Origin of the sequence: Allobosea sp. 67-29, from assembly GCF_001898115.1 — a bacterium.
In the GTDB taxonomy this organism is placed as follows: domain Bacteria; phylum Pseudomonadota; class Alphaproteobacteria; order Rhizobiales; family Beijerinckiaceae; genus Allobosea.
On sequence record NZ_MKSQ01000005.1, the window covers coordinates 455,150 to 480,265 of the forward strand.

Consider the following 25,116-nt stretch of genomic DNA (forward strand, 5'->3'; position numbering starts at 1 on the left):
TTTACAAGCTCTCTTATGGTCGGCGCATCTCGGCACCAGCTTAGGCCGGTCGAGGCGCAGGCAAAAGGATGGGCCCGGCCCGACGAAAGTCGCAAAGCCGGCCCTCGCCAGGGGAGGCGACAGTGAAGATCACCGCGATCGAGACCTTGCGGACGGACGAATTCGCCAATGTCCTGTGGGTCCGGGTCCACACCGATGCGGGGCCGATCGGCCTGGGCGAGACCTTCTACGGCGCCGCTTCGGTGGAAGCGCATCTGCACGACACGCTCGCCATGCGGCTGCTCGGCAAGAATCCGCTGCATATCGAGGCGCTGCACAAGGAGATGACCAACCTGCCGATGGCGCAGGCCTCGACCGGCGCCGAGTCGCGCGCGACCTCGGCCGTCGACATCGCTCTCTGGGACATCTTCGGCAAGGTCTGCGGCCAGCCGGTGCATCAGATGCTCGGAGGCCTGTGTCGCGACAAGCAGCGCATCTATAACACCTGCGCCGGCTACAAATATGTCCGTTCGCACAACATCAAGCCGGTCTCGACCTGGAATCTCGGCGAGGTTGCCGGGCCCTACGAGGATCTCGACGGCTTCATGAACCGCGCCGACGCGGTGGCCGAGAGCCTGCTGGAGCAGGGCATCACCGCCATGAAGATCTGGCCCTTCGATCCGCCGGCGATCGAGAACCAGGGGCTGTTCATCACGCCCGAGCAGATGCGCAAGGCCTGCGAGCCCTTCGAGAAGATCCGCAAGGCCGTCGGTGACAAGATCGAGATCATGGTCGAGTTCCACTCGCTCTGGAACCTGCCGACCGCGATCAAGATCGCCCGCGTGCTTGAGCAGTACGAGCCGAGCTGGTACGAGGACCCGATCCGGATGAATTCGCCGCAGGCGCTGGCCGAATTCGCGCGCTCGACCAAGGTGTCGGTGACGGCGAGCGAGACGCTGGGCTCGCGCTTCCCCTACAAGGACATGCTCGACCGCGACGCGATGCATGTCGTGATGGCCGATCTGTGCTGGACCGGCGGCCTGACCGAGGGCCGCAAGATCGCGTCCATGGCCGAGACCTATCACCGCCCCTTTGCGCCGCATGACTGCATCGGCCCGGTCGGCTTCATCGCGGCGATCCACGCCTCCTTCAGCCAGCCCAACACGCTGATCCAGGAATCGGTGCGCGCCTTCTACACCGGCTGGTACAAGGAGCTGGTTACCGAGATGCCGCGGATCGAGGGCGGCTATGTCTATCCGATGGAGGCGCCCGGCCTCGGCGTCGAGTTGCTGCCGGCGGTGTTCGAGCGCCCGGACCTGACGGTCCGCCGTTCCGACCTGTGAGGGCACCCATGAGCAATCCTCTCTTCGATCTCACCGGCCGCACGGCTCTCGTCACCGGCTCGTCGCGCGGTCTCGGCCGCGCGATGGCGGAAGGGCTCGCGGCGGCGGGAGCACGCATTCTCGTCAACGGCACCGATGCCGAGCGTGTCGCCACCGCGGTGAAGGAGATGCGTCAGGCCGGCTACGAGGCCGACGCAGCGCCCTTCGACGTCACCTCCGAAGATGCCGTCGCGAAAGCCTTCGCCGGCTTCGACGCGGCCGGCGTCGCCGTCGACATCCTCGTCAACAATGCCGGCATCCAGTTCCGCAAGCCGATGGTCGAGCTCGCCACGGCCGACTGGCAGCGGGTCATCGACACCAACCTGACCTCGGCCTTCGTCATCGGCCGGGAAGCGGCGAAGCGCATGATCACCCGCGGCCACGGCAAGATCATCAATATCGGCTCGCTGACCTCGGCGCTCGCCCGCGCGACGGTCGCGCCCTATACGGTCGCCAAGGGCGGCATCAAGATGCTGACCCAGGCGATGGCGGCCGAATGGGCCGAACACGGCATCCAGGCCAACGCCATCGGCCCCGGCTACATGTTGACCGACATGAACCAGGCGCTGATCGAGAACCCGACCTTCGACGCCTGGGTGAAGGGCCGCACGCCGGCGAAGCGCTGGGGCAAGCCGGGGGAGCTGATCGGCGCCGCCGTGTTCCTCGCCGCGCCGGCCTCCGACTACGTCAACGGCCAGATCATCTATGTCGATGGCGGGATGCTCGCGGTCCTGTAAAAGAGCCGGGCCGATGCATCGGCCAGTGAAGCCGATGCGCGCCGGAGGAAACGGATGGCCCGCCCGCGCCTTGACGCGCTCGACCGCAAGATCATCGCCGAGCTGCAGATCAACTCGCGCCTCTCGGTGCAGGATCTCGCCGAGCGCGTCGGTCTCTCCGCTTCGCCCTGCGCCCGGCGCATCCGCATCCTGGAGGAGGCCGGCGTCATCCAGGGCTATGCCGCGATCATCGACCAGACCAAGGTCGGCCTGCCGATCAGCGTCTTCGTCTCGATCAAGCTGGAGCGCCAGCGCGAGGACGAGCTCGACCGCTTCTCGCAGGCCGTGGCGCGCTGGCCCGAGGTGGTCGACTGCTACCTGATGACCGGCCAGCGCGACTATCTCCTGCGCATCGTCGTGCGCGACCTGCCGGCCTATGAGCGCTTCCTCAAGGACAAGCTCACCCGCCTCGACGGCGTCGCCTCGATCGAGTCGAGTTTTGCGCTGGGGCAGGTGAAGCGCTCCAGCGCGCTTCCGATCGCGGCGGCGCCTGAGGAGGAGTGACGGCGACGGAGCGGTCTATCGCTCTGCCGAAGCCGCCCAGATATTGATGCCGCCATCGACCGCATGCTTGTCGATCGCCGCCAGCTCCTCGGCCGAAAACTCCGTGTTCTTCAGCGCCGCGACGCAGTCCGTCACCTGCTCCGGCCGGCTCGCCCCGATCAGGGCGGATGTCACGCGCCCGTCGCGCAGAACCCAGGCGATCGCCATCTGCGCGAGGCTCTGGCCGCGCGCCCTGGCGATCTCGTTCAGCGCCGCGATGTGGCTGATGTTGTCTTCGCTGAGGAAGCCCTCGCGGAAGGAGGGGGCCTTCTTGTCGGCGCGGCTGCCGGCCGGGACGCCCTTGAGGTACTTGTCGGTCAGCATGCCCTGCGCCAGCGGCGAGAACACGATCGAGCCGATGCCCTCGGCATCGAGCGTGTCGAGCAGCTTGTCCTCCTCGATCCAGCGGTTGAGCATCGAGTAGCTCGGCTGGTGGATCAGGCACGGCGTGCCGAGCCGGCGCAGGATCGCGACGGCCTCCTGCGTGCGCTTCGAATTATAGGAGGACAGGCCGACATAGAGCGCCTTGCCCTGCCGCACGATGGCGTCGAGCGCGCCCATCGTCTCCTCCAGCGGTGTGTTCGGGTCGAAGCGGTGCGAATAGAAGATGTCGACATAGTCGAGCTTCATCCGCTTCAGGCTCTGGTCGAGGCTGGAGATCAGGTATTTGCGGCTGCCCCATTCGCCATAGGGGCCGGGCCACATCCGGTAGCCGGCCTTGGTCGAGATGACGAGCTCGTCGCGATAGCCGGCGAAATCCTGCTGGAGGATTTCGCCGAAAGCGGTCTCGGCCGAGCCGGGCGGCGGGCCGTAGTTGTTGGCGAGGTCGAAATGGGTGATGCCGAGATCGAAGGCGGTGCGGCAGATATCACGCATGTTGGAGCGCGAGCCGGTCTCGCCGAAATTCTGCCAGAGGCCGAGCGAGAGCGCCGGGAGCTGCAGGCCGCTGCGGCCGCAGCGGTTGTAGCGCATCGCGTCGTAGCGGTTGGGATTGGCCATGGCTGAAGCCTCTCAATCGATTGAAGCGGATATAAAATGAAGGCCCGGTGGCGTTTGGTCCACCGGGCCTCGCTGTCGTCAGATCGCTATCCGATCAGGCGGCGGCGTAGCCGACCGTGCCCTTGATCTCGAGGAACTCCTCGAGGCCGAAATCGGCGTATTCGCGGCCGTTGCCGGACTGCTTGTAGCCGCCGAAGGGCGCGCCGGCGTCCCAGGCCGGGTAGTTGATGTAGACATTGCCCGCGCGCATCTGCGCCGCGACCTTGCGGGCGCGCTCCTGCGAGCCGGACTGGACATAGGCCGCCAGGCCATAGGGCGTGTCGTTCGCGCGCTCCACCACCTCGTCGTCGCTCTTGTAGGGCAGGATCGAGAGCACGGGGCCGAAGATCTCCTCGCGGGCGATGGTCATCTCGTCGGTGACGCCGCCGAACACGGTCGGGCGGACATAATAGCCGCGATTGAGGCCTTCCGGACGGCCCGCGCCGCCGGTGACCAGCGTCGCGCCTTCCTTGATGCCGGCCTCGATCAGGCGCTGTACCTTCTCGTATTGCGCCTCGCTGACGACCGGGCCGAGGAAGACGCCGTCAGCGGAGGGAGCGCCGACCTTGAGCGGCTCGGCCACCTGCTTGGCAATGGCGAGCGCCTCTTCATGCAGCTTCTCCGGCACGAACATCCGGGTCGGCGCGTTGCAGGACTGGCCGGAATTGCGCATCACGCTCTCGACGCCGAGCTTCACCGACTTCCTGAGGTCGGCATCGTCCAGGATGATGTTGGCCGACTTGCCGCCGAGCTCCTGATGCACGCGCTTGACCGTATCCGCCGCCGCCTTGGCGACGAGAATACCGGCCCGCGTCGAGCCAGTGAAGGAGACCATGTCGACGCCCGGATGGCGCGAGATCGCTTCGCCGACCGTCGGCCCGTCGCCGTTGACGAGGTTGAACACGCCCTTCGGCACGCCGGCCTCGTCCATCGCCTCGGCGAAGATGATGGCGTTGAGCGGGGCGATCTCGGAGGGCTTCAGCACCATGGTGCAGCCGGCGGCGAGCGCGGGCGCGACCTTGCACATGATCTGGTTGAGCGGCCAGTTCCACGGGGTGATCATGCCGACGACGCCGATCGGCTCCTTGGCGATCAGGGTGGTGCCGCGCAGCTCCTCGAACTCGAAGTTCTCGAGCGTCTCGATCATCTTGGCGAGATGGGCGGTGCCCATCGCGGCCTGCGCCCGGTGTGCCAGTTCCTTCGGCGCGCCCATCTCGCGCGAGAGGATGTTGGCGATGTCGTCGTAGCGCTTCCTGTAGGCCTCGGCGAGGCGGCGCATCAGCGCCAGGCGCTCGGCCTTGGAGGTCGCGGCGAAAGCCGGGAAGGCGGCCCGGGCCGCGGCGACGGCCTTGTCGACATCCGCCTGCTCGCCGAGCGCGATCGTGGCGAAGACCTCTTCGTTCGACGGATCGATCACGCCCAGCGTGCGGTTGCCCGACGGCTTCACCCACTGGCCGTCGATATAGAATTCGAGCTCATGCGCCATGGTCTGGTCTCCTGCCTTGGTCTTGGCTCGTGGCGCGGACAGCCTGCCGGAAGCGGCCGGATATCGATGCCCCGAGTGGGAACTGTGGGCGTCAGACGCGAACGGGCGGCCTTGCGCGATCATGCATCGCCGGCCGCCACCAACGCTGTATCTGACGAGGCATAACGTTAGGGGGCGAAGGCGCGCCTGTCACGGGGCGCCGCGCCGCGTTTGCGGATGGCCGCCATGCAGCGGTACTCGTTGCGGCGAACCCGGCTAGAGTCTCGCCTTGACGCTGCGCGGCGTCGCCAGGAGCAGGCTGGTCTCGCTGTTGGTGACACCGGGGATCATGCGGATGCGCCGGAGCACCTGGTCGAAGGCGATCAGGTCGGAGGTGCCGAGTTCCACGACGAGGTCCCAGTTGCCGTTGGTGGTATGGATGCTGGAGACCTCGCTGAATCCGCTCAGCGAGGCGATGACGGCATCGGCCGCCTGGCCGGCGATCTCGATCATGGTAATGCCGCGTACGGGCAGGTCGATCGCGTCCGAACGCAGGATCACGGTGAAGCCGATGATCTCGCCGGACTGCTCCAGCTTCTCCAGCCGCGCACGCACCGTCGCCCGCGTCAGGCCGAGATCGATGGCGAGGTCAGAGATGCTGCGGCGCCCATCATGGCGCAGCAGGGTGATCAGCTTGCGGTCGAGATCGTCCATCGTCCGAAATGGATAGATCGCTTTATCGTTTCGATCAATCTCAGCGCCGATCTGGTCGTTTTGGCTTCTTTCGCCTGCCGCCGAAAACAGGGACAATCGTTCCTTCAACGAGAACAGCGCGGGGACCCATGATTCAGCAGCTCAACGTCGTGCCTTTCGTCAGCGTCGACCACATGATGAAGCTGGTCCATGCGATCGGTATCGAGCGGATGCTGTCCGATATCGCTGCTTATATCGAGGACGACTTCCGGCGCTGGGAGATCTTCGACAAGACGCCGCGCATCGCCTCGCACAGCCTCGAAGGCGTGATCGAGCTGATGCCGACCAGCGACGGCAAGCTCTATGGCTTCAAATACGTCAACGGCCACCCCAAGAATATGAAGGCCGGCCTGCAGACGGTCACAGCCTTCGGCCTGCTCTCGGACGTCGCGACCGGTTATCCCGTCCTGCTCTCGGAGATGACCATCCTGACGGCTTTGCGTACCGCAGCTATGTCGGCGGTGGCGGCCAGGCATCTCGCGCCGAAGAACGCCGCGACCATGGCGATCATCGGCAACGGCGCGCAGTCCGAATTCCAGGCCTTCGCCTTCCGCGCGATCCTCGGCATCGAGAACCTCCGGCTTTACGACGTCGATCCCGCTGCAACCGAGAAATGCGCCCGCAACCTCGCCCGCCACGGCTTCAGGATCACGCGTTGCGCCACCGCGATGGAAGCGGTCGAGGGTGCCGAGATCGTCACCACCGTCACCGCCGACAAGCAGTATGCGACCATCCTGACCGACAACATGGTCGGCGCCGGCATCCATATCAACGCGGTCGGGGGCGACTGCCCCGGCAAGACCGAAATCCATCGCGACGTGCTGCTGCGTTCCTCGATCTTCGTCGAGTATCCCCCGCAGACCCGCATCGAAGGCGATATCCAGCAGCTCGACCCCGACCATCCGGTCGAGGAACTCTGGAAGGTCATCACCGGGGCGGCGCCGGGCCGCACCGACGCTCGGCAGATCACGCTGTTCGACTCGGTCGGCTTCGCGATCGAGGATTTTTCGGCGCTGCGCTATGTCCATGAACGCATCCGCGAGGCCGGCACCTATGTCGATCTCGACCTGATCGCGGACCCCGATGATCCGCGCGATCTCTTCGGCATGCTGATGCGCGCGGCACCGGAGACCGCGGCGGCGGCCTGAGCCTCAGGCGGCGTCGCGCTCCCAGCGCGGGAAGGGATCTTCCAGGCCGAGCAACGCCTGCGTCAGCCCGGTCGCCGGGCTGCCGGCCAGGCAGGCGTCGAGTGCGGCGCGGATCGCCGCCTCGTCCATCTCCGGCCCGCCGATGAACACCATCTCCTGGCGCCGGTCGCCCCAGGTCGGTGACCAGTGCCTGTGCATCAGCGACTGAAATTCCGCGGAGCGCGGCCAGCGCTCCTTCGGCACCGCCGCCCACCAGCGCCCCATGCCTTCGGTGCGGGTGATCCGCCCGGCGAGCGAGTACTCACCGACCCAATGCGGTCGGGTCGCCAGCCAGAAATGGCCTTTGGCCCGGACGACGCCGGGCAGGCGCCGGTCCATGAATGCGTGCAGCTTCGCTGGATGAAACGGCCGCCGCGCCCGGTAGACGAAGGAACGGATGCCGTATTCCTCCGTTTCCGGCACATGGTCGCGGAAGCCGTAGAGTTCCTTGTGCCAAAGCGGATGGGTCTGGGCCTTCTCCTCGCTGTAAAGCTTCGTATCCAGCACTTGATCGAGCGACACGCGCCCGAAATCGGCGTCGACGATGCGGGCATCGGCATTGAGTCCGCGCACCACCTGCCGGACCTTCTCCAGTTCCTCGGCCGGGACCTCGCCCGCCTTGTTGATCACCACCACATCGGCGAACTCGATCTGCTCGACGAGAAGATCGACCAGCGTGCGCTCGTCGCCCTCGCCGGCGGTCTCGCCGCGATCGCCGAGGAAGTCGCGGCTGTCATAGTCCTTCAGCAGGTTGAGCGCGTCGACCACCGTCGCCATCGTGTCGAGCCGGGCGACATCGTCGAGCGCGCGATCCTCCTCGTCGCGGAAGGAGAAGGTCGCCGCGATGGGCAGCGGTTCCGCGATGCCGGTGCCCTCGATCAGCAGGTAGTCGAATTTCCCCTCCTCGGCGAGGCGCCGTACTTCCAGGAGCAGGTCGTCGCGCAATGTGCAGCAGATGCAGCCATTGCTCATCTCGACCAGGCTCTCCTCGGTCTTGGAGAGGTTGGCGCCGCCCTCGCGCACGAGATCGGCGTCGATGTTCACCTCGCTCATGTCGTTGACGATGACGGCGACGCGCCGGCCCTCGCGATTGTTCAGGATATGGTTCAGCAGCGTGGTCTTGCCGGCGCCGAGGAAGCCGGAGAGGACCGTGACCGGCAGCCGCCGGTCGATGAGGAGGGAAGACGCAGCCATCGGAGAGCCCCGGTTCGGACAGAAGATAATTTGTTACAGTATAACATATCATCAATGTCAACCGTCCCATCGCCGTCCCATCGCCGTCCCGTGGCTGGCCGACGTCAGCGCCCGCCGTTGCTTGCCAAGGCCAGGAAGGCTGCGGCCGCCTTCGCGAGATAGCGTTCCTTGTGTCTGAGGGCGAGAAAGCGGCGCTTCGGCAGGGGCAGGTCGACGGTCGCGAGGCGCCCTGCCGCGATGGCGTTCGCCGCCACGAGCCGGGAGATCGCCGTCGCGCCCGCACCGGCGGCGACAGCTGCGCAGATCGCCTCGTTGGACGGCAGCTCGAGTGCGATCGCGAGGTCCCCCGAGGCGAGGCCGAGGCCAGGCAGCGCCGCCTCGAACATGGCGCGTGTGCCCGAGCCCGGCTCGCGCAGGACCCAGGCGCCGCGCCGCAGCTCGGAAGCTGGCGGGCGGGCCCGGGCCCAGCCATGACCGGCGGGCACGACGATGACGAGCTCGTCCTCGGCGACGGCGGTCATGGCGAGGGCCGGGTCGTCGACCTCGCCCTCGATGAAGCCGAGATCGGCCTCGCCGTCGCGGATGGCGGCGCTCACCGTCTCGGTATTGGCGATCGCCAGGGATACGGTGATGCCCGGATGGTCCTGGCGAAAGCGCTGGATCAGCGGCGGCAGCCAGTAGTTGGCGACCGTCTGGCTCGCCGTCAGGGCGAGCGATCCGCGCGCCAGCCCGGAGAGATCGGAGAGGACGGTTTCGGCAGCCGCCGCCCGCGCCAGCACGGCGCGGGCCTCGACGAGAAAGAGCCGGCCGGCCTCGGTCAGCACGATGCGGCGGCCGATGCGGTCGAACAGCCGCGTCGCGTAGCGCGCCTCCAGCGTCGCCACCGCCGAGCTGACCGCCGATTGGGTCAGGTTGAGGGCCCGCGCCCCTTGCGTGAGGTGTTCCCGTTCCGCGACGGCGACGAAGATGCGGAGCTGTTCGAGCGTCATGCCTCGCTCTTATAGAGCGTTTTCGCGCGAAGCGGGCGCCTCAGGCGAGGTCGGCGGCCGGCTCGTTCCGGCGCCCTCGCCTTGCTCTCTGCTCCCAGGTGAACAGCATGAGCATGACGAGGCCGAGCGCCATGCCGCTCAGCGCCGTGAGGTTCCAGCCGCCCGCATGATAGGTGACGGTGCCGAGGATCGAGCCGATGGCGCCGCCCAGGAAGGTGATCGTCATGTAGATCGCATTGGCCCGTCCGCGCAGCGCCGCGGGCACCGAGAAGATCGCGCGCTGGCTGACGACCTGGTTGATCTGCACGGCCGAGTCGATCAGCACGACCAGCACGACCAGGGCAGCCATCGCCATCGCCGCCACTGCCCAGTCGGAGCCGAGAAAGCAGAGGCCGAGGGCCAGCATGGCGCCCGCCGTCGCCAGCCGCGAATGGCCGCGGTCGGCCATGTGGCCGGCCAGCGGCGCGGCGAGCGCGCCGCCCGCGCCGGCCAGGGCGAAGAGACCGATGCCGCGTTCGCTCAGGCCGAAGCGCTCGGCCAGCATCAGCGGCGCCGCCGTCCAGAGCATGTTGAAGGCGGCGAACATCAGGGCCTGATAGGCGGCGCGCCAGCGCAGCACGGGGACGTCTCGCAGGAGCCCGGCCATCGAGGCAAGGACCTGCCCGTAGTGCAGCCCGCCATGGGGGCGGTATCTCGGCATCAGCCGCCACAGCGAGATCCCGATCACGACCATCAGCCCGGCCGAGACGATGAAGACCGCCCGCCAGCCGTAGCTCGCCGCGATGAACAGGGCCGCCGGCCGCGCCAGCATGATGCCGGTGAGGAGCCCGGCCATCACCTTGCCGACGACGCGTCCGCGCCGCTCGTCCGGCGCCAGATGGGCCATGAACGGGATCAGCACCTGCGCCCCGGTCGAGGAAACGCCGATGAGGAAGCAGGCGACCAGCAGCGGCATGGCCGAATCCGCCAGAGACACGGCGATCAGCCCGAGCGTGGTGAACAGAACCGTCGACAGCACGAGCAGCTTGCTCTCGACGAGATCGGCCAGCGACACGAGGAAGAACAGTCCGGCGCCGTAGCCGATCTGGGTCGTGCTCACGATGATCCCGGCGAAATCGGGCGAGACCCCGATCTCGGGGCCGATCGCGGCGAGCAGCGGTTGCGCGTAATAGAGATTGGCGACGAAAGCTCCCGTCGCGATCGCGACCACGATGATGAGCGTCGACGACAGAGCGGGAGTGTCCGGCGGGGCGGCGGACTGGCCGGTGGCGGATTGGCTTGCGGACGAGGTCATGGCTGGCTTGGGCGATCCGAGGGCGCGCCGCCTGGGATCGGCGCGCCGTTGATGTGCTCGGCCTGTGGCGATGCGGCAAGGTCGGCCGGCGCTGTTCTGCTATGCACGCATGACGCTTCACAAGGATGTGTTGCGTCATGCGTTTTGAGAAAAGCTGCGGCCGAAGGATCCCTGCGGCCGCGGCGGGCACGTGCCTGCCGGCCATGCGTCGCGCGGGATTGTCAGCCCTGGCCCGACGCGCCAAAGCGGGACCGGAGAATTGAGCGCGCAGCGCCGAAACCGGGATGGAGCGGGATATGAGCTGGGGTGATCGCGATTTCATGGTGCCGGGCCGTTCGGTGGCGGTCGGCGAGCGCGGCATGGCCGCGACGTCGCATCCGGCGGCGACGCTGGCGGCCGTCGATATCCTGCGCGCCGGCGGCAATGCGGTGGATGCCGCCCTTGCGGCGGTTGCGGTTCAGGCGGTGGTCGATCCGCACATGACCGGCATCGGCGGCGACTGCTTCGCGATCTACGCCCCCGCCGGCGGCAAGATGGTCGCCATCAATGGCTCGGGGCGCGCGCCCGCCAAGGCCGAGCTCGGCCGGCTCCTCGGCCAAGGCCTGACGGCGATCGCGCCGGATTCGCCCCATGCCGTCACCGTCCCCGGAGCGATCGATGCCTGGTGCCGACTCAATGCCGACCATGGCCGCAAGAGCCTGGACGAAATCTTCTCGGCCGCAATCCGCGCCGCGGAAGAGGGTTTCGTGGTGACGCCGCGCGTCGCGCTCGACTGGAACCGCTATCGCGGCCGCATCGAGAAGCACGGCCTCGGCAACGCCGTCTACCTGCCCGGCGGCAAGGCGCCGGTGGCGGGTGACAGGATGGTGCATCCTGCGTTGGGCCGCATGCTGCGCCGCGTTGCCCGCGATGGCCGCGCCGCCTTTTACGAGGGCGAGGCGGCCGAGGAGATGGTCGCCGTCCTGAACAAGGCCGGCAGCCTGATGGCGGTCGAGGACTTCGCGAGCGCGAAGCCCGACTATGTCGAGCCGATGGGTGCCGACTATCGCGACCACCGCCTCTGGGAATGCCCGCCGAACGGTCAGGGCATCGCGGCGCTGCTGATCGCGCGCATCCTCGACGGCTTCGACCTCAAGGACGGCAAGCTGAGCGAGGCCGATCGCATCCATCTCCTCGCGGAAGCCAGCAAGGCGGCCTATCGCCAGCGCGACGCGCTGGTCGCCGATCCGGCTGTCAGCCCCTTCGACACCGAGGCTTTCCTGTCGGATCAGTTCGTCGGCCGGCTGCGGGCACAGATCAGCCTCGAGAAGGCGTCGGCGCCGCAGGCCTTCGACATGCCCTTGCACAAGGACACGATCTATCTTTGCGTCGTCGACGGCGACGGCAACATGATCTCCTTCATCAACTCGCTGTTCTCGGCCTTCGGCAGCGGCATCTATGCCGAGAAATCCGGCGTCATGCTGCAGAACCGCGGCTCCGGCTTCCGCCTGATCGAGGGGCATCCGAACGCCATCGCGCCGCGCAAGCGCCCCTTCCACACCATCATCCCCGGCATGCTCGCCAGGAACGGCCGCGCCGTGATGCCGTTCGGCGTGATGGGCGGCCAGTACCAGTCCACCGGCCATGCCCATTTCATCTCCGGCATCCTCGACCGTGGGCTCGATCCGCAGCAGGCGAGCGATGCGCCGCGCAGCTTCGCCTTCGACGGCAAGCTTTCGCTCGAGCCGACGATCCCCGAGAGCGTCGCGGCCGATCTCAAGGCGCGCGGCCATGACGTGGTCCGGGCCGACGAGCCGCTCGGCGGCTGCCAGGCGATCTGGGTCGACCACGCGCGCGGCGTGATGTTCGGCGCCTCCGACCATCGCAAGGACGGCATCGCGCTCGCCGTCTGAGGAACGCGCCCTTAACGCGCTGCCGCTATCGCTGGCGGCAGCGACGGAGGGCGCGTGGCGCGGGAACGGTCATTCGGCTGGGGGATCATGGGCACCGGCGCCATCGCCGGGCTCTTTGCCGCCGATCTCGGCCTGTTGCCGCAGGCGCGGATCGTCGCCGTCCATTCGCGTTCGTTCCAGAAGGCGCAAGGCTTCGCCGCCCGCTTCGGCGCGGCCGCCTATATGGACGAAGCTGCCTTTCTCGCCGATCCGGCGGTCGAGGCGGTCTACGTCGCGACCCCGAACCATCTCCATGCCGTGCAGGCGCTGAGGGCGATCGCCGCCGGCAAGCCGGTCCTGATCGAGAAGCCGGTCGCGTTGAGCAGCGATGATGTCGATGCGATCGCGCAGGCAGCGCGGGAGCGCGATGTCTTCGCCATGGAGGCGCTGTGGAGCCGCTTCCTGCCGGCGGTCGATGCGGCAAGCGAGCAGATCGCGGCGGGGCGGATCGGGGCGCTGCGGCGCATCCGCGCCGACCTGTCCTACCGGCATCCCGAGGAAGCCGGCAGCCGCTTCTTCGATCCGACACTGGGCGGCGGCGCTGCCTTCGACCTCGGCGTCTATCCGCTGTCGCTGACGTTGCATCTGCTGGGGGAGCCACGATCGGTCGGCGGGCGCTGGTTCGCGGCGGCGAGCGGCGTCGACCTGCGCAGCGAATTCCGGCTGACCTATCCGGAGGCCATCGCCGAACTCTCCTGCGGTTTCGACCGGGACGGCAGCAATCGCTTCCTGATCGAAGGCACGAACGGGGCGCTGCTGCTCGAGGCGCCGTTCCTCAAGGTGCAGCGGCTGCGCTTCGACGCCGATCCGGCGCGCGCCCTGGCGGCCTATGAGCGTGGGCAGGGGCTTGCAGCGCGCCTCCTCGATCGCATTCTGAAACCCGCGCGCAGCACCGAAGCCTTCGCCTTTCCGGGCAATGGCCTGCAGTTTCAGGCGCAGGCCGTGATGGCGACGGTTCGCGCCGGTGAGACCCACTGCGTGACGATGCCGCTCTCCGACAGCGCCGCCGTGCTGCGCATCATCGAGAGCGTGCTGGCCCGGCCGCCGCACGGGCAGGGCTGATCAGAAGCCCGAGCGCGGACGATAAGGCTGCGGCAGGTCGCGGGCGTTGCTCAAGGCCAATGCCAGTTCCGTGATGTGCAGCGCCAGCGCGCCGGAGAAGCGCGGCGCCTCGCGGCGTGCGATCGCCTCGGCCTGATCGGCGACGCCGCGCATGAAGTCGATCTGCGAGGGATAGTTCGGCAGGCCCTTGCTCGCGGGCTGCGCCGGATAGGGCAGGCGGCGGCCCGGCGTCGGCTTCCACGGCAGGGCGCGGCCGAGCTTCGCCTCGGCGCGGGTCAAGAGCCGCCCCAGCAGCGGCCGTGGCGCATCGACCTCTTCGATATGGATCGCCGAGCGGTTGTCCCAGAGGTCGCGCACGGTGAGCGAACCCTTCTCGGCGAAGACCTGCAGCGAGCGGTCGCGTGGCGCGGCGAGGCCGCTGGTCAGCCGGGCCACAACGCCGGAACGGAAATTCAGGCAGCCGACCGAGAAATCCGGCGCCATCGTGATGTGCCCGGTGCCCGGCCCCTTGTCCGGGAAAGTCACGGCCGAGAAGGCGGTCAGGCTCTCGACCGGGCCGAACAGCGTGACCAGCCAGGAGAGAGCGTAGCCGGCATGCTCCAGCGTGCAGCCGATCTCGAATTCGTGCAGCCCCGGCCAGGGCGCGCCCGAACGCGAACGCCAGCTCGCCCATCTCTCGCGAAAGACCGGGCCGTCCTCCATCGCGGCATAGACCAGCCGCGGCGTCCCGATCCGCGCCGCGCGCAGGGTGTCCTCGACGAGGCGATGTGCATCGCTGAGCCCGTTGGCCGGCGCCGTCGCCAGCGTCAGCCCGCAGGCGTGCGCCTGCGCGATCAGCGCCTCGGCCTGTGCCAGCTCCATCGCGAGCGGCTTCTCGCAATAGACATGCTTGCCGGCGGCGAGCGCGCGGCTGGTGATCTCGTAATGGCTTTCCGGCGTCGTCAGGTTGACGACGATGCCGACGGTCGGATCGGCGAGAAGCGCGTCGAGATCGGGATAGGCCGGGACATTGTGGAAGCCGCTGAAGCCTTCGAGGCGTGCGGCGTCACGGTCCCAGGCACCCGCCAGCGACAGGGCCGGGTGGTTCGCCAGCGTCGTCATGTAGTAGTCGGCGACGAAGCCCGTGCCGACGAGCGCGATCTTCATGATCCGGTTCCGTTGCGCCGGCAGGCAGCCGACGCAACAGCCTATCTCAGGCAAGAATGAAGATCGGCTTTCGCGAAGCCGAGGCTCAGGCCGCGCCGATCGCGTTCGACGGCGTCTGGCGGTCGGTGATCTGCTGGCCGAACAGGCTGCCGGCGAGCTCCACCGCGAGCCGGGCCGTCTGGCCGCGATCGTCGAGGAAGGGATTGAGCTCGACGATATCCATCGAGCGCACCAGCCCGGAATCGTGCAGCAGCTCCATCACAAGATGCGCCTCGCGATAGGTCGCGCCGCCCGGAACGGTGGTGCCGACGCCAGGCGCCAGCGGAGGGTCGATGAAATCCACGTCGAAGGAGACGTGCAGCACGCCATCGGCCGCGCGCACCTTCTCGATGACCTGACGGATCAGCACGCCGACGCCATGCTCGTCGATGGCGCGCATGTCGGCGACATCGACGCCGCGCGCCTTCACGGCCGCCTTCTCGAGCGGGTCGACCGAGCGGATGCCGAACAGGCTGAGCTGCGCCGGCGTGATCGAGGCGCGGGGCTCGCTGCCGAGCAGGTCATCGAGCCCGGCCTCGCCGCAGAGGAAGGCCGAGGACATGCCGTGCATGTTCCCCGAGGGCGAGATCGCCGGCATGTTGAAATCGGCATGGGCGTCGAGCCAGAGCACGAAGAGCTTGCGGCCCTGCTCCTGCCAGTGGCGGGCGACGCCGTTGACCGAACCCATCGACAGGCTGTGGTCGCCGCCGAGGAAGATCGGCGTGGCGCCGGTGCGGGCAAGCGCGTAGGCGCGGGCGCTGAGCGCACGCATCCAGGCGGCGATCTCGTTGTAGAAGCGGGCGTTCTCCGGCGCGGGCCCGCCCACGGGGGCCAGGTCGCGCGGTAGGATGTCGCCATGGTCCTCGACCGCGTAGCCGAGGCTTTCCAGCACGCCGACGAGACCGGCGGTGCGCAGGCCGGCCGGACCCATCAGCGCGCCGCGGCGCGAGGCGCCGACCTCGATCGGCGCGCCGAGCAGGGCGATACGGCCCTGGGAAGCGGGAGCGTTCGTGGGATTCGCGGTCATGCTGGCAGTCCGTTGATGCGATTTGACGGGCGCGTTGCGCCGATGCGCCGTGCATGGCGCATCGGTTTCCGCCTGTCGAGTGCCGTGCCGGCGTGACCGTTTCGTGTCAGCCCAGGCCGAGCACGCCGCGCAGCTTGGAAAGGTCCTCGGCCAGCGTGGTGATCATCGCGGCGAGCGCCTTGCGGTCGGCCTCGCTCAGCTTGTCGTAGGTCTCGAAGCCGCCATCCTTGAGCTTGTACTTGGCCAGCGTCTGGTCGACGGTCGCGAAATTGGCGTCGATCTTCTCGGCCAGCGCCTTGTCTTCCTTGACGACGAGCGGCCGCAGCAGGTCGACGATCTTCTTGGCGCCGTCGACATTGGCCTGGAAATCCCAGAGATCGGTGTGGCTGTAGCGATCCTCCTCGCCGGAGACCTTGGTCGCTGCGACCTCCTCGATCAGCGCCGCCGCGCCGCCGACCATCTTGTCCGGCGGAACCGTCAGACCCTTGATGCGGCCCTGCAGTTCGGAGACGTCGGCCATCAGCCCGTCGGCGAAGGGGGCCAGACCCTCGGTGCTGTTCTTGGCGAAGAGCCCGTATTCGATGCGGTGGAAACCGGTGAACTCCGGGTCCTTCTCGGCCTTCTCGTGATCGTCGGCCCGCGAATCGATCTTGCCGTCGAGATCGCTGAACAGTTCCGCGACCGGTTCGATCATCTCGTAGGAGAAGCGTGTCGGCGCGTAGAGCGCCTTCGCCTTGGCGAGGTCGCCGGCCTTGACCGCATCGGTGAAGGCCTTGGTGTCCTTGACCAGCTTGTCGACGCCCTGCGAGACATAGAGCTTGTATTCGGCGACCGGGGCCACGAGGTCGAGCGGCGAGGCGGCCTGTGCCGGTCCGGCGAGGGCGGCGATCAGGCCGGCCCCGGCCAGCCATGCGAAACGCAAGCGCATATCAGTCTCCTGTCTTGCGGGGGGAAGTCGCGGTCGAGGCCGGCGCGATGCCGCGCGCGGCCCGGATCAGCCCCGCGCCGAGATAGCTTCCGGCATCGGGCACCCCGGGCAGGGCGAAGAAATAGCCGCCGCCGACGGGCTTGATGTATTCCTCCAGCGGCTCGCCATCGAGCCGCTTCTGCACGGCGATGAAGCTGCGCTCGAGATCCTGCTGGAAGCAGATGAAGAGCAGCCCCATGTCGAGCTGGCCGGCCCGGGTGACGCCGTTGGAATAGTTGAACGGCCGGCGCAGCATGCGGCTGGCTTCCGTCTCCGGCCGGCGCGGGTTGGCAAGCCGGATATGGGCGTCGAGCCTGGTGCGCTTGCCTTCGGGGTCGTCGGCGTAGCCCGGCGCGTCATATTCGCGATGGCCGCCGATTGGCGCGCCGCTCGCCTTCTCGCGGCCCATGATGTCCTGCTGCTCGCCGAGCGGCGTGCGGTCCCAGCGCTCGACGAAGTTGCGGATGATCCGGACCACCTGATAGCTGCCCTGTGCCGCCCATTCCGGCTCGTCCGAGCCGGGCTGGACCCAGACCAGCCCGTTCATCAGCGTCGCGTCGGCAGCGTCGGGATTGGCCGTGCCGTCTCGGAAGCCGAGCAGGTTGCGGGCGCTCTGCGCCGGCTCGCCCGGCTTCGGCTTCAGCACCGGCACCGTGCCCTCCTGCTTCCAGCGCAGCACCAGCAGGTCGGGCGCGTTCTTCAGGATGTCCCGCAATGCGTGGATGTTCGTATCGGCGGTGTTGGAGCAGATCTGCAGGAGCAGGTCGCCATGGCAGAGCGCTCCGTCCAGCGCATCATTGGGGAAGCGCCGCATCCGCTGCAGGCGCTTCGGCTTGTGCGAGGCCAGCCCGAAGCGCTCGTCGAAGAGCGACGCGCCGAGTGCGACGGTGATCGTGAGATTGTCGGGCGCGATGACGGGGCCGAGGATGCCGCTGTCCGGCGGCGGGAAGCCTGGGTCGGCGGTCGGCGCGGGCCCGCCCTCGGTCAGGAAGGCGATGCGCTCGGTCAGCAGGCGGAAGAGCCGTTCGAGTTCGCCGGGCGAGGTCGCGGTGACGTCGAAGGCGGCGACGAGGCCGGTGGCCGGGCGCGGCGTGACGATGCCGGATTGATGGAGGCCGTAAAAGGGCTGGCGCTCGGCGGTCGTGTCGCTTTCGGGCGCCGCCGCTGGATTCTGTGTCGGCTCGCTGGCTGCCTTGGCGAGCGAGGCGCCGCCGAGGGCTGCTGCGCCGCCGGTCAGGAGCGAGCGGCGTGAGGGCGAGAAGGTCTGGCCGGTGCGGGTCATGATTTGCGCTCCGCCTCGGGCAAGGCGAGCGCCCTGCGCATGGCCGAAAGGTCTTCGCGCAGCGCGCGGATCGCGCCGCCCGGCTTGGCATCATGGGGCAGGGAGATGAGCACCGCTCTGGTCCGCGTCGCCAGATCGGGGTCGATGCGTGCCGTCAGCGGCAACAGCAGCTGCGCGATATGGCTCGCGGCCGCCACAGCCTCGGGGGAGACCGTCTCGCCGTCCTGGGAGGAGAGAAGCATGGCAGCGCCAGCCAGCATGGTGTCGGGCAGGACGGTGCGCTGGCTCAGAGCCGTGCGAAAAGCCTCGGCCGTGGGGCTGAGCTCGCCGGACGGTCCGCTCTCGTTGCCGGTCAGCGCGGCCTCGACCTTGCCGAACGACGCCTCGAGCTCGCCATCACCGGCCGTTGCCGGGCGCAAGGCGAGCAGGAGGGTAGCAGCGTCATGGCGGGCCTTGTCGGCAGCCGCCGCGTCGCCGGCGCCGCTGGCCTGCGCGAAAGCATCGAGTGCGGCGCCGAAGGCGGCGGAGCGCTCGCTCAGGAAGGCGCGATATTCGGCTGCCGGGCCGACCATGTCCATCAGCGTCAGGGCCGGGCGCGGCTGCCCCGTCGAGGCCTCGACGATCAACCGCCCGCGCGGGGCGCCGAGCAATCCGCAGGTGATGGCGTATTCGCCGGGATGGAGCTGCGTCGTCAGCCGCCGCGACTGGCCTGGCGCGATGTTCTCGCGCTCCTCCAGCACCATCACGCCGTCGAGGATTTCCCATTCCAGCACGCGCTCGCCGCGGTTGCTGACGACGAAGCTGGCCTTGCCCGCGGGAACCGTCAGCGTCGCGGGCTCGCAGGTCCGGTCGGTGATCGCGATGGCGATGTCGCTCTTGCCCGGCTCGACGGCACGCCGGTTGCCGGCGGCGTAGACGAAGGCGCCGATGCCACCGCAGACCAGCAGCAGCGTGGCGATGCCGGCGAGCTTCAGCCGCGGCGAGCGGCGGACTCCGGTCCGGGGCGCGATCGTCTGGGCCTGCTCGCCTCGACCTGAGGAGAGGAACAGCACGAGCATCGGGATCAGGAAGGCGAGATAGGCGATGACCTCGCCCAGCGCCGCCCGCTCCTGGTAGCCGAAGAAGCCGGAGAGGATTGCGCCCAGTGCGCTGTCGGCCGGCAGCACCGTGCCGAGATCGTAGACGCCCTGCTGGAGATGGTTCCAGAGCCCGGCCTCATGCAGCGAGCGCACAGCGTTGGCGACCAGTCCGGCCGCGACGAACAGGATCAGGACGCCGGTCCAGCGGAAGAAGACGCGCAGGTTGAGCTTCACGCCGAGCGCATAGATGGCATAGCCGATGACGGCGGCTAGCAGGAGGCCGAGCCCGGCGCCGAGCGGAGGTGCCCAGCCGGCGTTCTGCTGGAAGATGGCGAGCAGGAAGAACACCGATTCCAGCCCCTCGCGCACCACGGCGAGGAAGGCGAGGCCGACGAGCGCGAAGCCCTGGTGCTCCCCGGCCAGCGCCGCATCGACGCCGGCCTGCAGCTCGCCCTTGATCGAGCGCGCCGCCCTGCGCATCCAGAACACCATCGAGGTCAGCATCGCGGCGGCGACAAGCCCGATGACGGCCTCGAACAGCTCCTGCCCGCGCTGCGGGAGTTCGCCGGCGACGATGTCGAGCGCGGCACCCGCCACAAGGCTGACGGCGCAGGCGAGGGCGACGCCGATCCACAGCGCCGGCAGCCATTCGCGCCGCCCGCTCCTGACCAGATAGCTCGCGACGATGCCGACGATCAGCGCGGCCTCGACGCCTTCGCGCAGCATGATGAGGAAAGGTACGATCACGGCGAACCAGCTACGATGCGCGTCGCGGGCGCTGCCGTCCGCGGCACAGATGCCCCGTGCCTAGGCATCCGGGGCGCGCAGGTCAACCGAAACCGTTCACTTTAGAACGATGATAAACTACTGAAATCGCTGATGTTCTTGCCTCGGTGCCTCGCGAATTCTACCGCCCGCGAGGCAGCGCGCCCTCATGGCCGCTTCAGCAGAATCATCTTGTCCTGCGTCATGTCGTGCATGGTGTAGGGGATGCCGCCGGTGCCGTAGCCCGAGACGCGCCGCCCGGCAAACGGCATCCAGTCGACGCGGAAGCTGGTCGGGTCATTGATCATCACCGCCGAGGCCTCCAGCCGGTTCGCGGCCCGGAGCGCGACATCGATGTCCTGCGCGAAGATGCTCGACTGGAACGAGACCGGCAGCGAATTCGCACGGGCGATGGCGTCGTCGAGCTCGCGAAAGCGGTAGATCGCGACGGCCGGTCCGAAGATCTCCTCCCGCGAGATGCGGGCTTCCGGCGCGGGATCGACCAGCACGGCGGGCTCCAGCGTCGTCTCGGACAGGCGCCTGCCACCGGTCAGCAGCTTCGCGCCGCCCTTGACCGCCTCGTCGATCCAGGAGGCGACGCGGTCGGCCTCCTTCGGCGTGATCAGCGGCCCCACCTCCGTGTCCTTCAGCGTCGGGTCGCCGGTGCGCAGCGACTTCACCCGGGCGACCAGCCGCTCGGTGAAGTCGTTGACGATGGAGTCGTGCACGTAGATGCGCTGCGTCGACACGCAGACCTGCCCGGCATGGTAGTAGCCGCCCTTCACCAGCGGTTCGATGATCGCGTCGAGCTTGGCGCTCTTGTCGACGATCGCCGGGGCGACGCCGCCATGCTCCAGCGCCGAGCGCGCGCCGGGCGCAAGCTTCGAATGCAGATACCAGCCGACCTTGGCCGAGCCGATGAAGCTGAGGAATGCGATGCGCGGATCGGTAGCGAGCTTTTCGGCCAGCGCGGTCTCGGCGGGCACGAAGCTCTGGCACCAGGCCTCGGGCAGCCCCGCCTCATGCACCAGCTTGACGAAGTCGAGGCAGGAGAGCGGCGTCGTGCCGGCCGGCTTGACGATGACCGGGCAGCCGGTGGCGATCGCCGGCGCGACCTGATGGACGATCAGGTTGAGCGGGTGGTTGAAGGCCGAGATCGCGGCGACGATGCCGATCGGCTCCTTGGTTGTGAAGGCCCAGCGTCCGTCCGCTGCGGCCGAGAGCCCCATCGGGATCTCGCGGCCGGCGAGGTTGCGCAGTTCGTCGGCGGCGTTGTGGACGCCGTCGATGGCGCGGTTCGTCTCGACGATCGCATCCGGCAGGGGCTTGCCGCCTTCGCGTGCGATCTGCATGGCGAAATGGTCGCGCCTGGCCTCCATCAGCCCGGCGAGCTTGCGCAGGATCGCGATGCGCTGATGCGGCTTCAGCCAGGCGTCGCGGTTCGCGAAGACCTGCTGCGCCGCCTGCAGCTTGCGTTCGAGTGCGGCCTCGTCGTCGGTCTCGATCTCGGTGATCGGCGCGCGGTCATAGGCCTGAACAACCTGGAGCATGGTCGTCTCCTTCGGGGAATGCGGTGAGCGCGAGGGTCAAGCCAGATCGACGTCCGGCACCTTGTTCCTGAGTTCCTCGACGAGGACGCGCGTATTCTCGGAATAATCGATCGGGCAGTCGACGAGATGGACGCCGCCGCCCTTGAAGGCCGCTTCCAGCGTCGGCGCCAGCGCTTCGGCAGAAGTCACGCGCGAGCCCTTGGCGCCATAGGCCTCGGCATAGCGCACGAAGTCGGGATTGCCGAAGGTCATGCCGAAATCGGGGAAGCTGTCGACGGCCTGCTTCCAGCGGATCATGCCGTAGGCGCCGTCGTTGAGCACGAGCACGACGAGGTCGAGCTTGAGCCTGACCGCGGTCTCCAGCTCCTGCGAGTTCATCATGAAACCGCCGTCGCCGCACACCGCCATGACGCGCCGCTTCGGATGCAGCATGGCCGCCATCATCGCCGAGGGCAGCCCGGCCCCCATCGTCGCCAGCGCATTGTCGAGCAGCAGCGTGTTGGCGACATGGGTGCGGTAGTTCCGCGCGAACCAGATCTTGTACATGCCGTTGTCGAGGCAGACCATGCCGTCCTCAGGCATCACCGCGCGCACGTCGTGGACGAGCCGCTGCGGCGTCACCGGGAAGCGGTCTTCCTCGGCGCGGTCGTTGATCTTCGCCAGGATGCGCTGGCGCAGCTCGAGCGTCTTCGTCTGCTCGGGCAGCTTGCCGCCGAGCCGCTCCGCCAGCGCCGTCACGCTCGCGCCGATATCGCCGACCACCTCGGCATCCGGATGGTAGACCTGTTCGACGGTGGCCGACTGGTAGCCGACATGGATCACCTTCGGCCCGCCGGCCGAGCGCATCAGGAAGGGCGGCTTCTCGACCGTGTCGTGGCCGATGGCGATGATCAGATCCGCCGCGGCGACGGCCTCGTGGACATAGTCCCCCTCCGAAAGGGCGGCGGTGCCCAGATAGAGGTTCGAGCCGCCCGTGACGGCGCCCTTGCCCATCTGCGTGTTGAAGAACGGCACGCCGAGCCGGCGCACGAAGGCCGAGAGCGGCTCGACCAGGCGCGGCCGGTTGCCGGCGGCGCCGATCATCACCAGCGGGCGCTTCGCGGCGAGGATCATCTGCGCCGCGCGGTCGAGCGCGCTCCCCGGCGCGACCGGCTGGTCGAGCGGATGGACCGGGATCACCGGGACATCCTCGATCTCCTCGGCGGCGACGTCCTCCGGCAATTCGAGATGGACCGGCCCCGGTCTCTCCTCCATGGCGACGCGGAAGGCATCGCGCACCGTCGCGGGAATGCTGGCCGGGCTGACGATCTGGCGGGTCATCTTGGTCAGCGGCCGCATCGAGGCGACGACGTCGACGATCTGGAAGCGCGCCTGCTTGGCGGTCATGATCGCCTTCTGCCCGGTGATCAGGATCATCGGCATCGCGCCGAGATGGGCATAGGCCGCGCCGGTCGAGAAATTGAGCGCGCCGGGGCCGAGCGTCGCCAGGCAGACGCCGGGCTTGCCGGTGAGCCGGCCATGGGTCGCGGCCATGAAGGCGGCGGCCTGCTCGTGCCGGGTCAGCACCAGCTCGATCTTCGAGCGCCGCAGGGATTCGAGCACGTCGAGGTTTTCCTCGCCCGGAACCCCGAAGACGCGCTCGACGCCCTCGTTCTCCAGTGCCTCGACCAGAAGATCCGAACCCTTCTTCATCGCCAGCAGCCTTTCATGGAGCCCCGTCCGCCGGACCAAGGCTAGGCGCTGGACCTAGGAAGGCAACCGTCGAGTTGCGAGCGGCGGCAACGCATGGCGGCCGCGCCCGGGGCGCAGCGGCGTGATGCGCGACGACGGGCCCCTCCGCTCAGGCGGCCTGCGAGAGCCCGATCTCGAAGGGGCTGAATTCGACCGCGCCGCCCTTCACCGTGACCAGCGTGTTGCAGGGCAGGGCCTGCCAGCATTCCCGCGCCGCGTCGACCGGCTCGGAGGCGATGACGACGCTGTCCGGCTTCGCGCAGACATAGAGGCTCGGCGGGCGGGCGTCGGACGACCAGCGCACGGCATGGATCGTCTCGCCATCCGCCAGGGCCGCCGCGCAGCGCAGCGGCTCGCGCGTGCCGGCCTCCTGCATCAGCGCGAGCGCGTCGGACAGCGCCGCGGCGAGGGCGGCGCCGGCCGAAAGCCCGTGCGCCAGATGCGCGATCGCGAGCAGGAAGATCGCCTCGGAATCCGTCGTGCCCGCCCTCATGCCATAGAGCGAATCCGGGATCAGGCCCTCCAGCTTGCGGCGGATCGCGCCATAGCCGCCGATCTGGCCGTTATGCATGAAAAGGTAGCGGCCATGGACGAAGGGGTGGCAGTTGGCCCGCGTCGTCGCCGTGCCGGTCGCCGCCCGGACATGGGCGAAAAACAGATGCGAGCGCACCTGCCTCGCGATCGAGAGCAGGTTCTCGTCGGACCAGGCGGGCCGGACCTCGCGATACTGCCCCGGCTCCGAGCGCTCGCCATACCAGCCGACGCCGAAGCCGTCGCCGTTGGTACCGGTCTTGGCCTCCTCGGCATGCAGCGACTGGTGGATCAGCGAATGGCAGGGCGAGGCGACGAAATCCTCGAGGAAGACCGGGACGCCTGAATAGGCGAGGAAGCGGCACATGCAGGGCTCGAATCAGTCGCGCGCAAGGGCTGTTGGCGGGGAATAATATTCTGCAGAAATGAATGGCGACATAATGATCGATCCCCGTCGCCGATCGTCGCTGTCGCGGCCGGCCGCGCCGTTCCGGCTCTTTCGCCCCGCAGGATGCGTCTTTCGTCCAATGGATGAGGCGCTACCCGTCTTGCGCCCCGGCATGCGCTCCTATACCGATCCACCCCACCAACAGCGCATAACCGGCAGACGGGCGAAGCATGACCGGGCCATGGCGCAACGCACTGGGAGCGGGACTGTGAAGGGCCTCCTTGCAATCAGCCGGGTCATCGACGCGGTCAATGGCTTCATCGGCAGGAAGATTGCCTGGCTGATTCTGGTCGCCGTGCTCGTGGCGGCGGTGAACGCGATCATCCGCAAGGTCTTCAACGTCTCGTCCAACGCCTGGCTCGAGCTGCAGTGGATGCTGTTCGGCGCCGTCTTCCTGATGTGCGCATCCTGGACGATGCAGGTGAAGGAGCACATCCGCATCGACATCGTGAACAACCTGCTGCCGCGGCGCCTGCGGCACTGGATCGAGCTGCTCGGGCACCTGATCTTCCTGATGCCGTTCTGCGTGCTGATCGTCTACCATTCCTGGCCGTTCTTCCTGCGCTCCTACGAGATCAACGAGCAATCGCTCTCGGCCGGCGGCCTGCCGCAATGGCCGGCGAAGGGTCTCGTCGTGGTCGGCTTCCTGATGCTAACCTTCCAGGGCATCTCCGAGATCATCAAGCAGATCGCGATCATGCGCGGGGACCTGGCCGACGACGACGTCCATGGCGGCCATGCCGCCGCGGAAGCGGAAGCCCAGCGCCTGCTTGATCAAGCCAAGGAACAGGGCCTCGCCTCGTGAGCGGCCCGCAAGAAGTCCGGAAATCTCCCATGCACGCTCCTCGCTTCCCGCGCGCCGCCGGCTTGCTGCTGGCCCTCACCGTCCTCGCCTTCTTCGGCCTCCACACCGGCGATGCCTTTGCAGCGGGTGGCGGCGTCGGCGACTTCCTGCGCG

The 25,116-nt window shown here is 68.2% G+C and carries 21 protein-coding genes and 1 pseudogene; 7 read left to right on the forward strand and 15 right to left on the reverse strand.

What is annotated here, in order from left to right:
* The first annotated feature begins 122 nt into the window (after positions 1 to 122).
* The 3 genes from BGO20_RS02715 to BGO20_RS02725 are packed head-to-tail and all read left to right on the forward strand — an operon-like array spanning position 123 to position 2,641.
* A complete protein-coding gene (locus BGO20_RS02715) occupies positions 123 to 1,322 on the forward strand; it encodes a mandelate racemase/muconate lactonizing enzyme family protein (RefSeq protein WP_291663208.1) in 1,200 nt (399 codons plus the stop codon).
* 8 nt (positions 1,323 to 1,330) lie between these two features.
* On the forward strand, positions 1,331 to 2,098 hold the full coding sequence (locus tag BGO20_RS02720; protein WP_291663210.1) for an SDR family oxidoreductase: 768 nt from the start codon (positions 1,331 to 1,333) through the stop codon (positions 2,096 to 2,098).
* 54 nt (positions 2,099 to 2,152) lie between these two features.
* Positions 2,153 to 2,641 carry an Lrp/AsnC family transcriptional regulator gene (locus tag BGO20_RS02725; protein ID WP_291663212.1) on the forward strand — a complete coding sequence of 163 codons (489 nt, stop codon included), beginning with the start codon at positions 2,153 to 2,155 and terminating at the stop codon, positions 2,639 to 2,641.
* A gap of 15 nt (positions 2,642 to 2,656) precedes the next feature.
* Here the strand turns inward: BGO20_RS02725 and mgrA are convergent, their stop codons facing one another.
* The 3 genes from mgrA to BGO20_RS02740 form a co-directional block, all read right to left on the reverse strand.
* Complete coding sequence (gene mgrA / locus BGO20_RS02730; RefSeq protein WP_291663213.1) at positions 2,657 to 3,679, reverse strand: L-glyceraldehyde 3-phosphate reductase; 1,023 nt, start codon at positions 3,677 to 3,679, stop codon at positions 2,657 to 2,659.
* Positions 3,680 to 3,773: 94 nt separating this feature from the next.
* Positions 3,774 to 5,204, reverse strand: coding sequence for an aldehyde dehydrogenase family protein (locus tag BGO20_RS02735; RefSeq protein ID WP_291663214.1), 1,431 nt, complete (start codon positions 5,202 to 5,204; stop codon positions 3,774 to 3,776).
* A gap of 255 nt (positions 5,205 to 5,459) precedes the next feature.
* Complete coding sequence (locus tag BGO20_RS02740) at positions 5,460 to 5,897, reverse strand: Lrp/AsnC family transcriptional regulator (RefSeq protein ID WP_291663215.1); 438 nt, start codon at positions 5,895 to 5,897, stop codon at positions 5,460 to 5,462.
* Positions 5,898 to 6,025: 128 nt separating this feature from the next.
* Here BGO20_RS02740 and BGO20_RS02745 point away from each other — a divergent pair, with 128 nt between their 5' ends.
* A complete protein-coding gene (locus BGO20_RS02745; protein ID WP_291663216.1) occupies positions 6,026 to 7,084 on the forward strand; it encodes an ornithine cyclodeaminase in 1,059 nt (352 codons plus the stop codon).
* 3 nt (positions 7,085 to 7,087) lie between these two features.
* Here BGO20_RS02745 and BGO20_RS02750 read toward each other — a convergent pair whose 3' ends face one another.
* From BGO20_RS02750 to BGO20_RS02760, 3 genes are all read right to left on the reverse strand, one after another.
* A complete protein-coding gene (locus BGO20_RS02750; protein ID WP_291663217.1) occupies positions 7,088 to 8,317 on the reverse strand; it encodes a GTP-binding protein in 1,230 nt (409 codons plus the stop codon).
* A gap of 104 nt (positions 8,318 to 8,421) precedes the next feature.
* Positions 8,422 to 9,306 (reverse strand): LysR substrate-binding domain-containing protein, encoded by an 885-nt coding sequence (locus BGO20_RS02755; RefSeq protein ID WP_291663219.1) that lies wholly within the window; start codon positions 9,304 to 9,306, stop codon positions 8,422 to 8,424.
* A 40-nt stretch (positions 9,307 to 9,346) separates the two neighbouring features.
* Positions 9,347 to 10,600, reverse strand: a complete 1,254-nt coding sequence (locus BGO20_RS02760) for an MFS transporter (protein ID WP_291663221.1) — start codon at positions 10,598 to 10,600, stop codon at positions 9,347 to 9,349.
* 296 nt (positions 10,601 to 10,896) lie between these two features.
* On the opposite strand from BGO20_RS02760, the gene ggt reads away from it, so the two are divergent.
* Together ggt and BGO20_RS02770 are read left to right on the forward strand one after the other, a co-directional pair.
* Entirely contained in the window at positions 10,897 to 12,492 is a 1,596-nt protein-coding gene (gene ggt / locus BGO20_RS02765; RefSeq protein WP_291663222.1) for a gamma-glutamyltransferase, read from the forward strand.
* A gap of 87 nt (positions 12,493 to 12,579) precedes the next feature.
* Complete coding sequence (locus BGO20_RS02770; RefSeq protein WP_362888808.1) at positions 12,580 to 13,593, forward strand: Gfo/Idh/MocA family protein; 1,014 nt, start codon at positions 12,580 to 12,582, stop codon at positions 13,591 to 13,593.
* Here the strand turns inward: BGO20_RS02770 and BGO20_RS02775 are convergent, their stop codons facing one another.
* From BGO20_RS02775 to BGO20_RS02815, 9 genes and pseudogenes are all read right to left on the reverse strand, one after another.
* On the reverse strand, positions 13,594 to 14,739 hold the full coding sequence (locus tag BGO20_RS02775; RefSeq protein WP_291663225.1) for a Gfo/Idh/MocA family protein: 1,146 nt from the start codon (positions 14,737 to 14,739) through the stop codon (positions 13,594 to 13,596).
* Positions 14,740 to 14,824: 85 nt separating this feature from the next.
* A complete protein-coding gene (rocF, locus tag BGO20_RS02780) occupies positions 14,825 to 15,805 on the reverse strand; it encodes an arginase (protein WP_291663227.1) in 981 nt (326 codons plus the stop codon).
* Between the two features lie 106 nt (positions 15,806 to 15,911).
* Positions 15,912 to 16,733, reverse strand: a complete 822-nt coding sequence (efeO, locus tag BGO20_RS02785) for an iron uptake system protein EfeO (protein ID WP_291663230.1) — start codon at positions 16,731 to 16,733, stop codon at positions 15,912 to 15,914.
* A 1-nt stretch (position 16,734) separates the two neighbouring features.
* Positions 16,735 to 18,054, reverse strand: a complete 1,320-nt coding sequence (efeB, locus tag BGO20_RS02790; protein ID WP_291663231.1) for an iron uptake transporter deferrochelatase/peroxidase subunit — start codon at positions 18,052 to 18,054, stop codon at positions 16,735 to 16,737.
* Positions 18,051 to 19,064, reverse strand: a complete 1,014-nt coding sequence (locus tag BGO20_RS02795; protein WP_465245989.1) for a cupredoxin domain-containing protein — start codon at positions 19,062 to 19,064, stop codon at positions 18,051 to 18,053. Before BGO20_RS02795 ends, efeB begins: the two co-directional genes overlap by 4 nt.
* Before the next feature lie 6 nt (positions 19,065 to 19,070).
* A pseudogene (gene efeU / locus BGO20_RS02800) lies at positions 19,071 to 19,880 on the reverse strand (iron uptake transporter permease EfeU); the annotation flags it as partial.
* A gap of 185 nt (positions 19,881 to 20,065) precedes the next feature.
* Positions 20,066 to 21,448 carry an aldehyde dehydrogenase family protein gene (locus tag BGO20_RS02805; protein WP_291663233.1) on the reverse strand — a complete coding sequence of 461 codons (1,383 nt, stop codon included), beginning with the start codon at positions 21,446 to 21,448 and terminating at the stop codon, positions 20,066 to 20,068.
* A gap of 36 nt (positions 21,449 to 21,484) precedes the next feature.
* On the reverse strand, positions 21,485 to 23,140 hold the full coding sequence (locus tag BGO20_RS02810) for an acetolactate synthase large subunit (protein ID WP_291663234.1): 1,656 nt from the start codon (positions 23,138 to 23,140) through the stop codon (positions 21,485 to 21,487).
* Positions 23,141 to 23,288: 148 nt separating this feature from the next.
* Positions 23,289 to 24,077: a class II glutamine amidotransferase gene (locus tag BGO20_RS02815; RefSeq protein ID WP_291663236.1), complete on the reverse strand. Its 789-nt coding sequence runs from the start codon at positions 24,075 to 24,077 to the stop codon at positions 23,289 to 23,291.
* Positions 24,078 to 24,366: 289 nt separating this feature from the next.
* Here BGO20_RS02815 and BGO20_RS02820 point away from each other — a divergent pair, with 289 nt between their 5' ends.
* The gene (locus tag BGO20_RS02820; RefSeq protein WP_291663237.1) at positions 24,367 to 24,963 is read left to right on the forward strand and encodes a TRAP transporter small permease subunit; all 597 of its coding nucleotides are present in this window, start codon (positions 24,367 to 24,369) and stop codon (positions 24,961 to 24,963) included.
* The last annotated feature ends 153 nt before the right edge of the window (positions 24,964 to 25,116 follow it).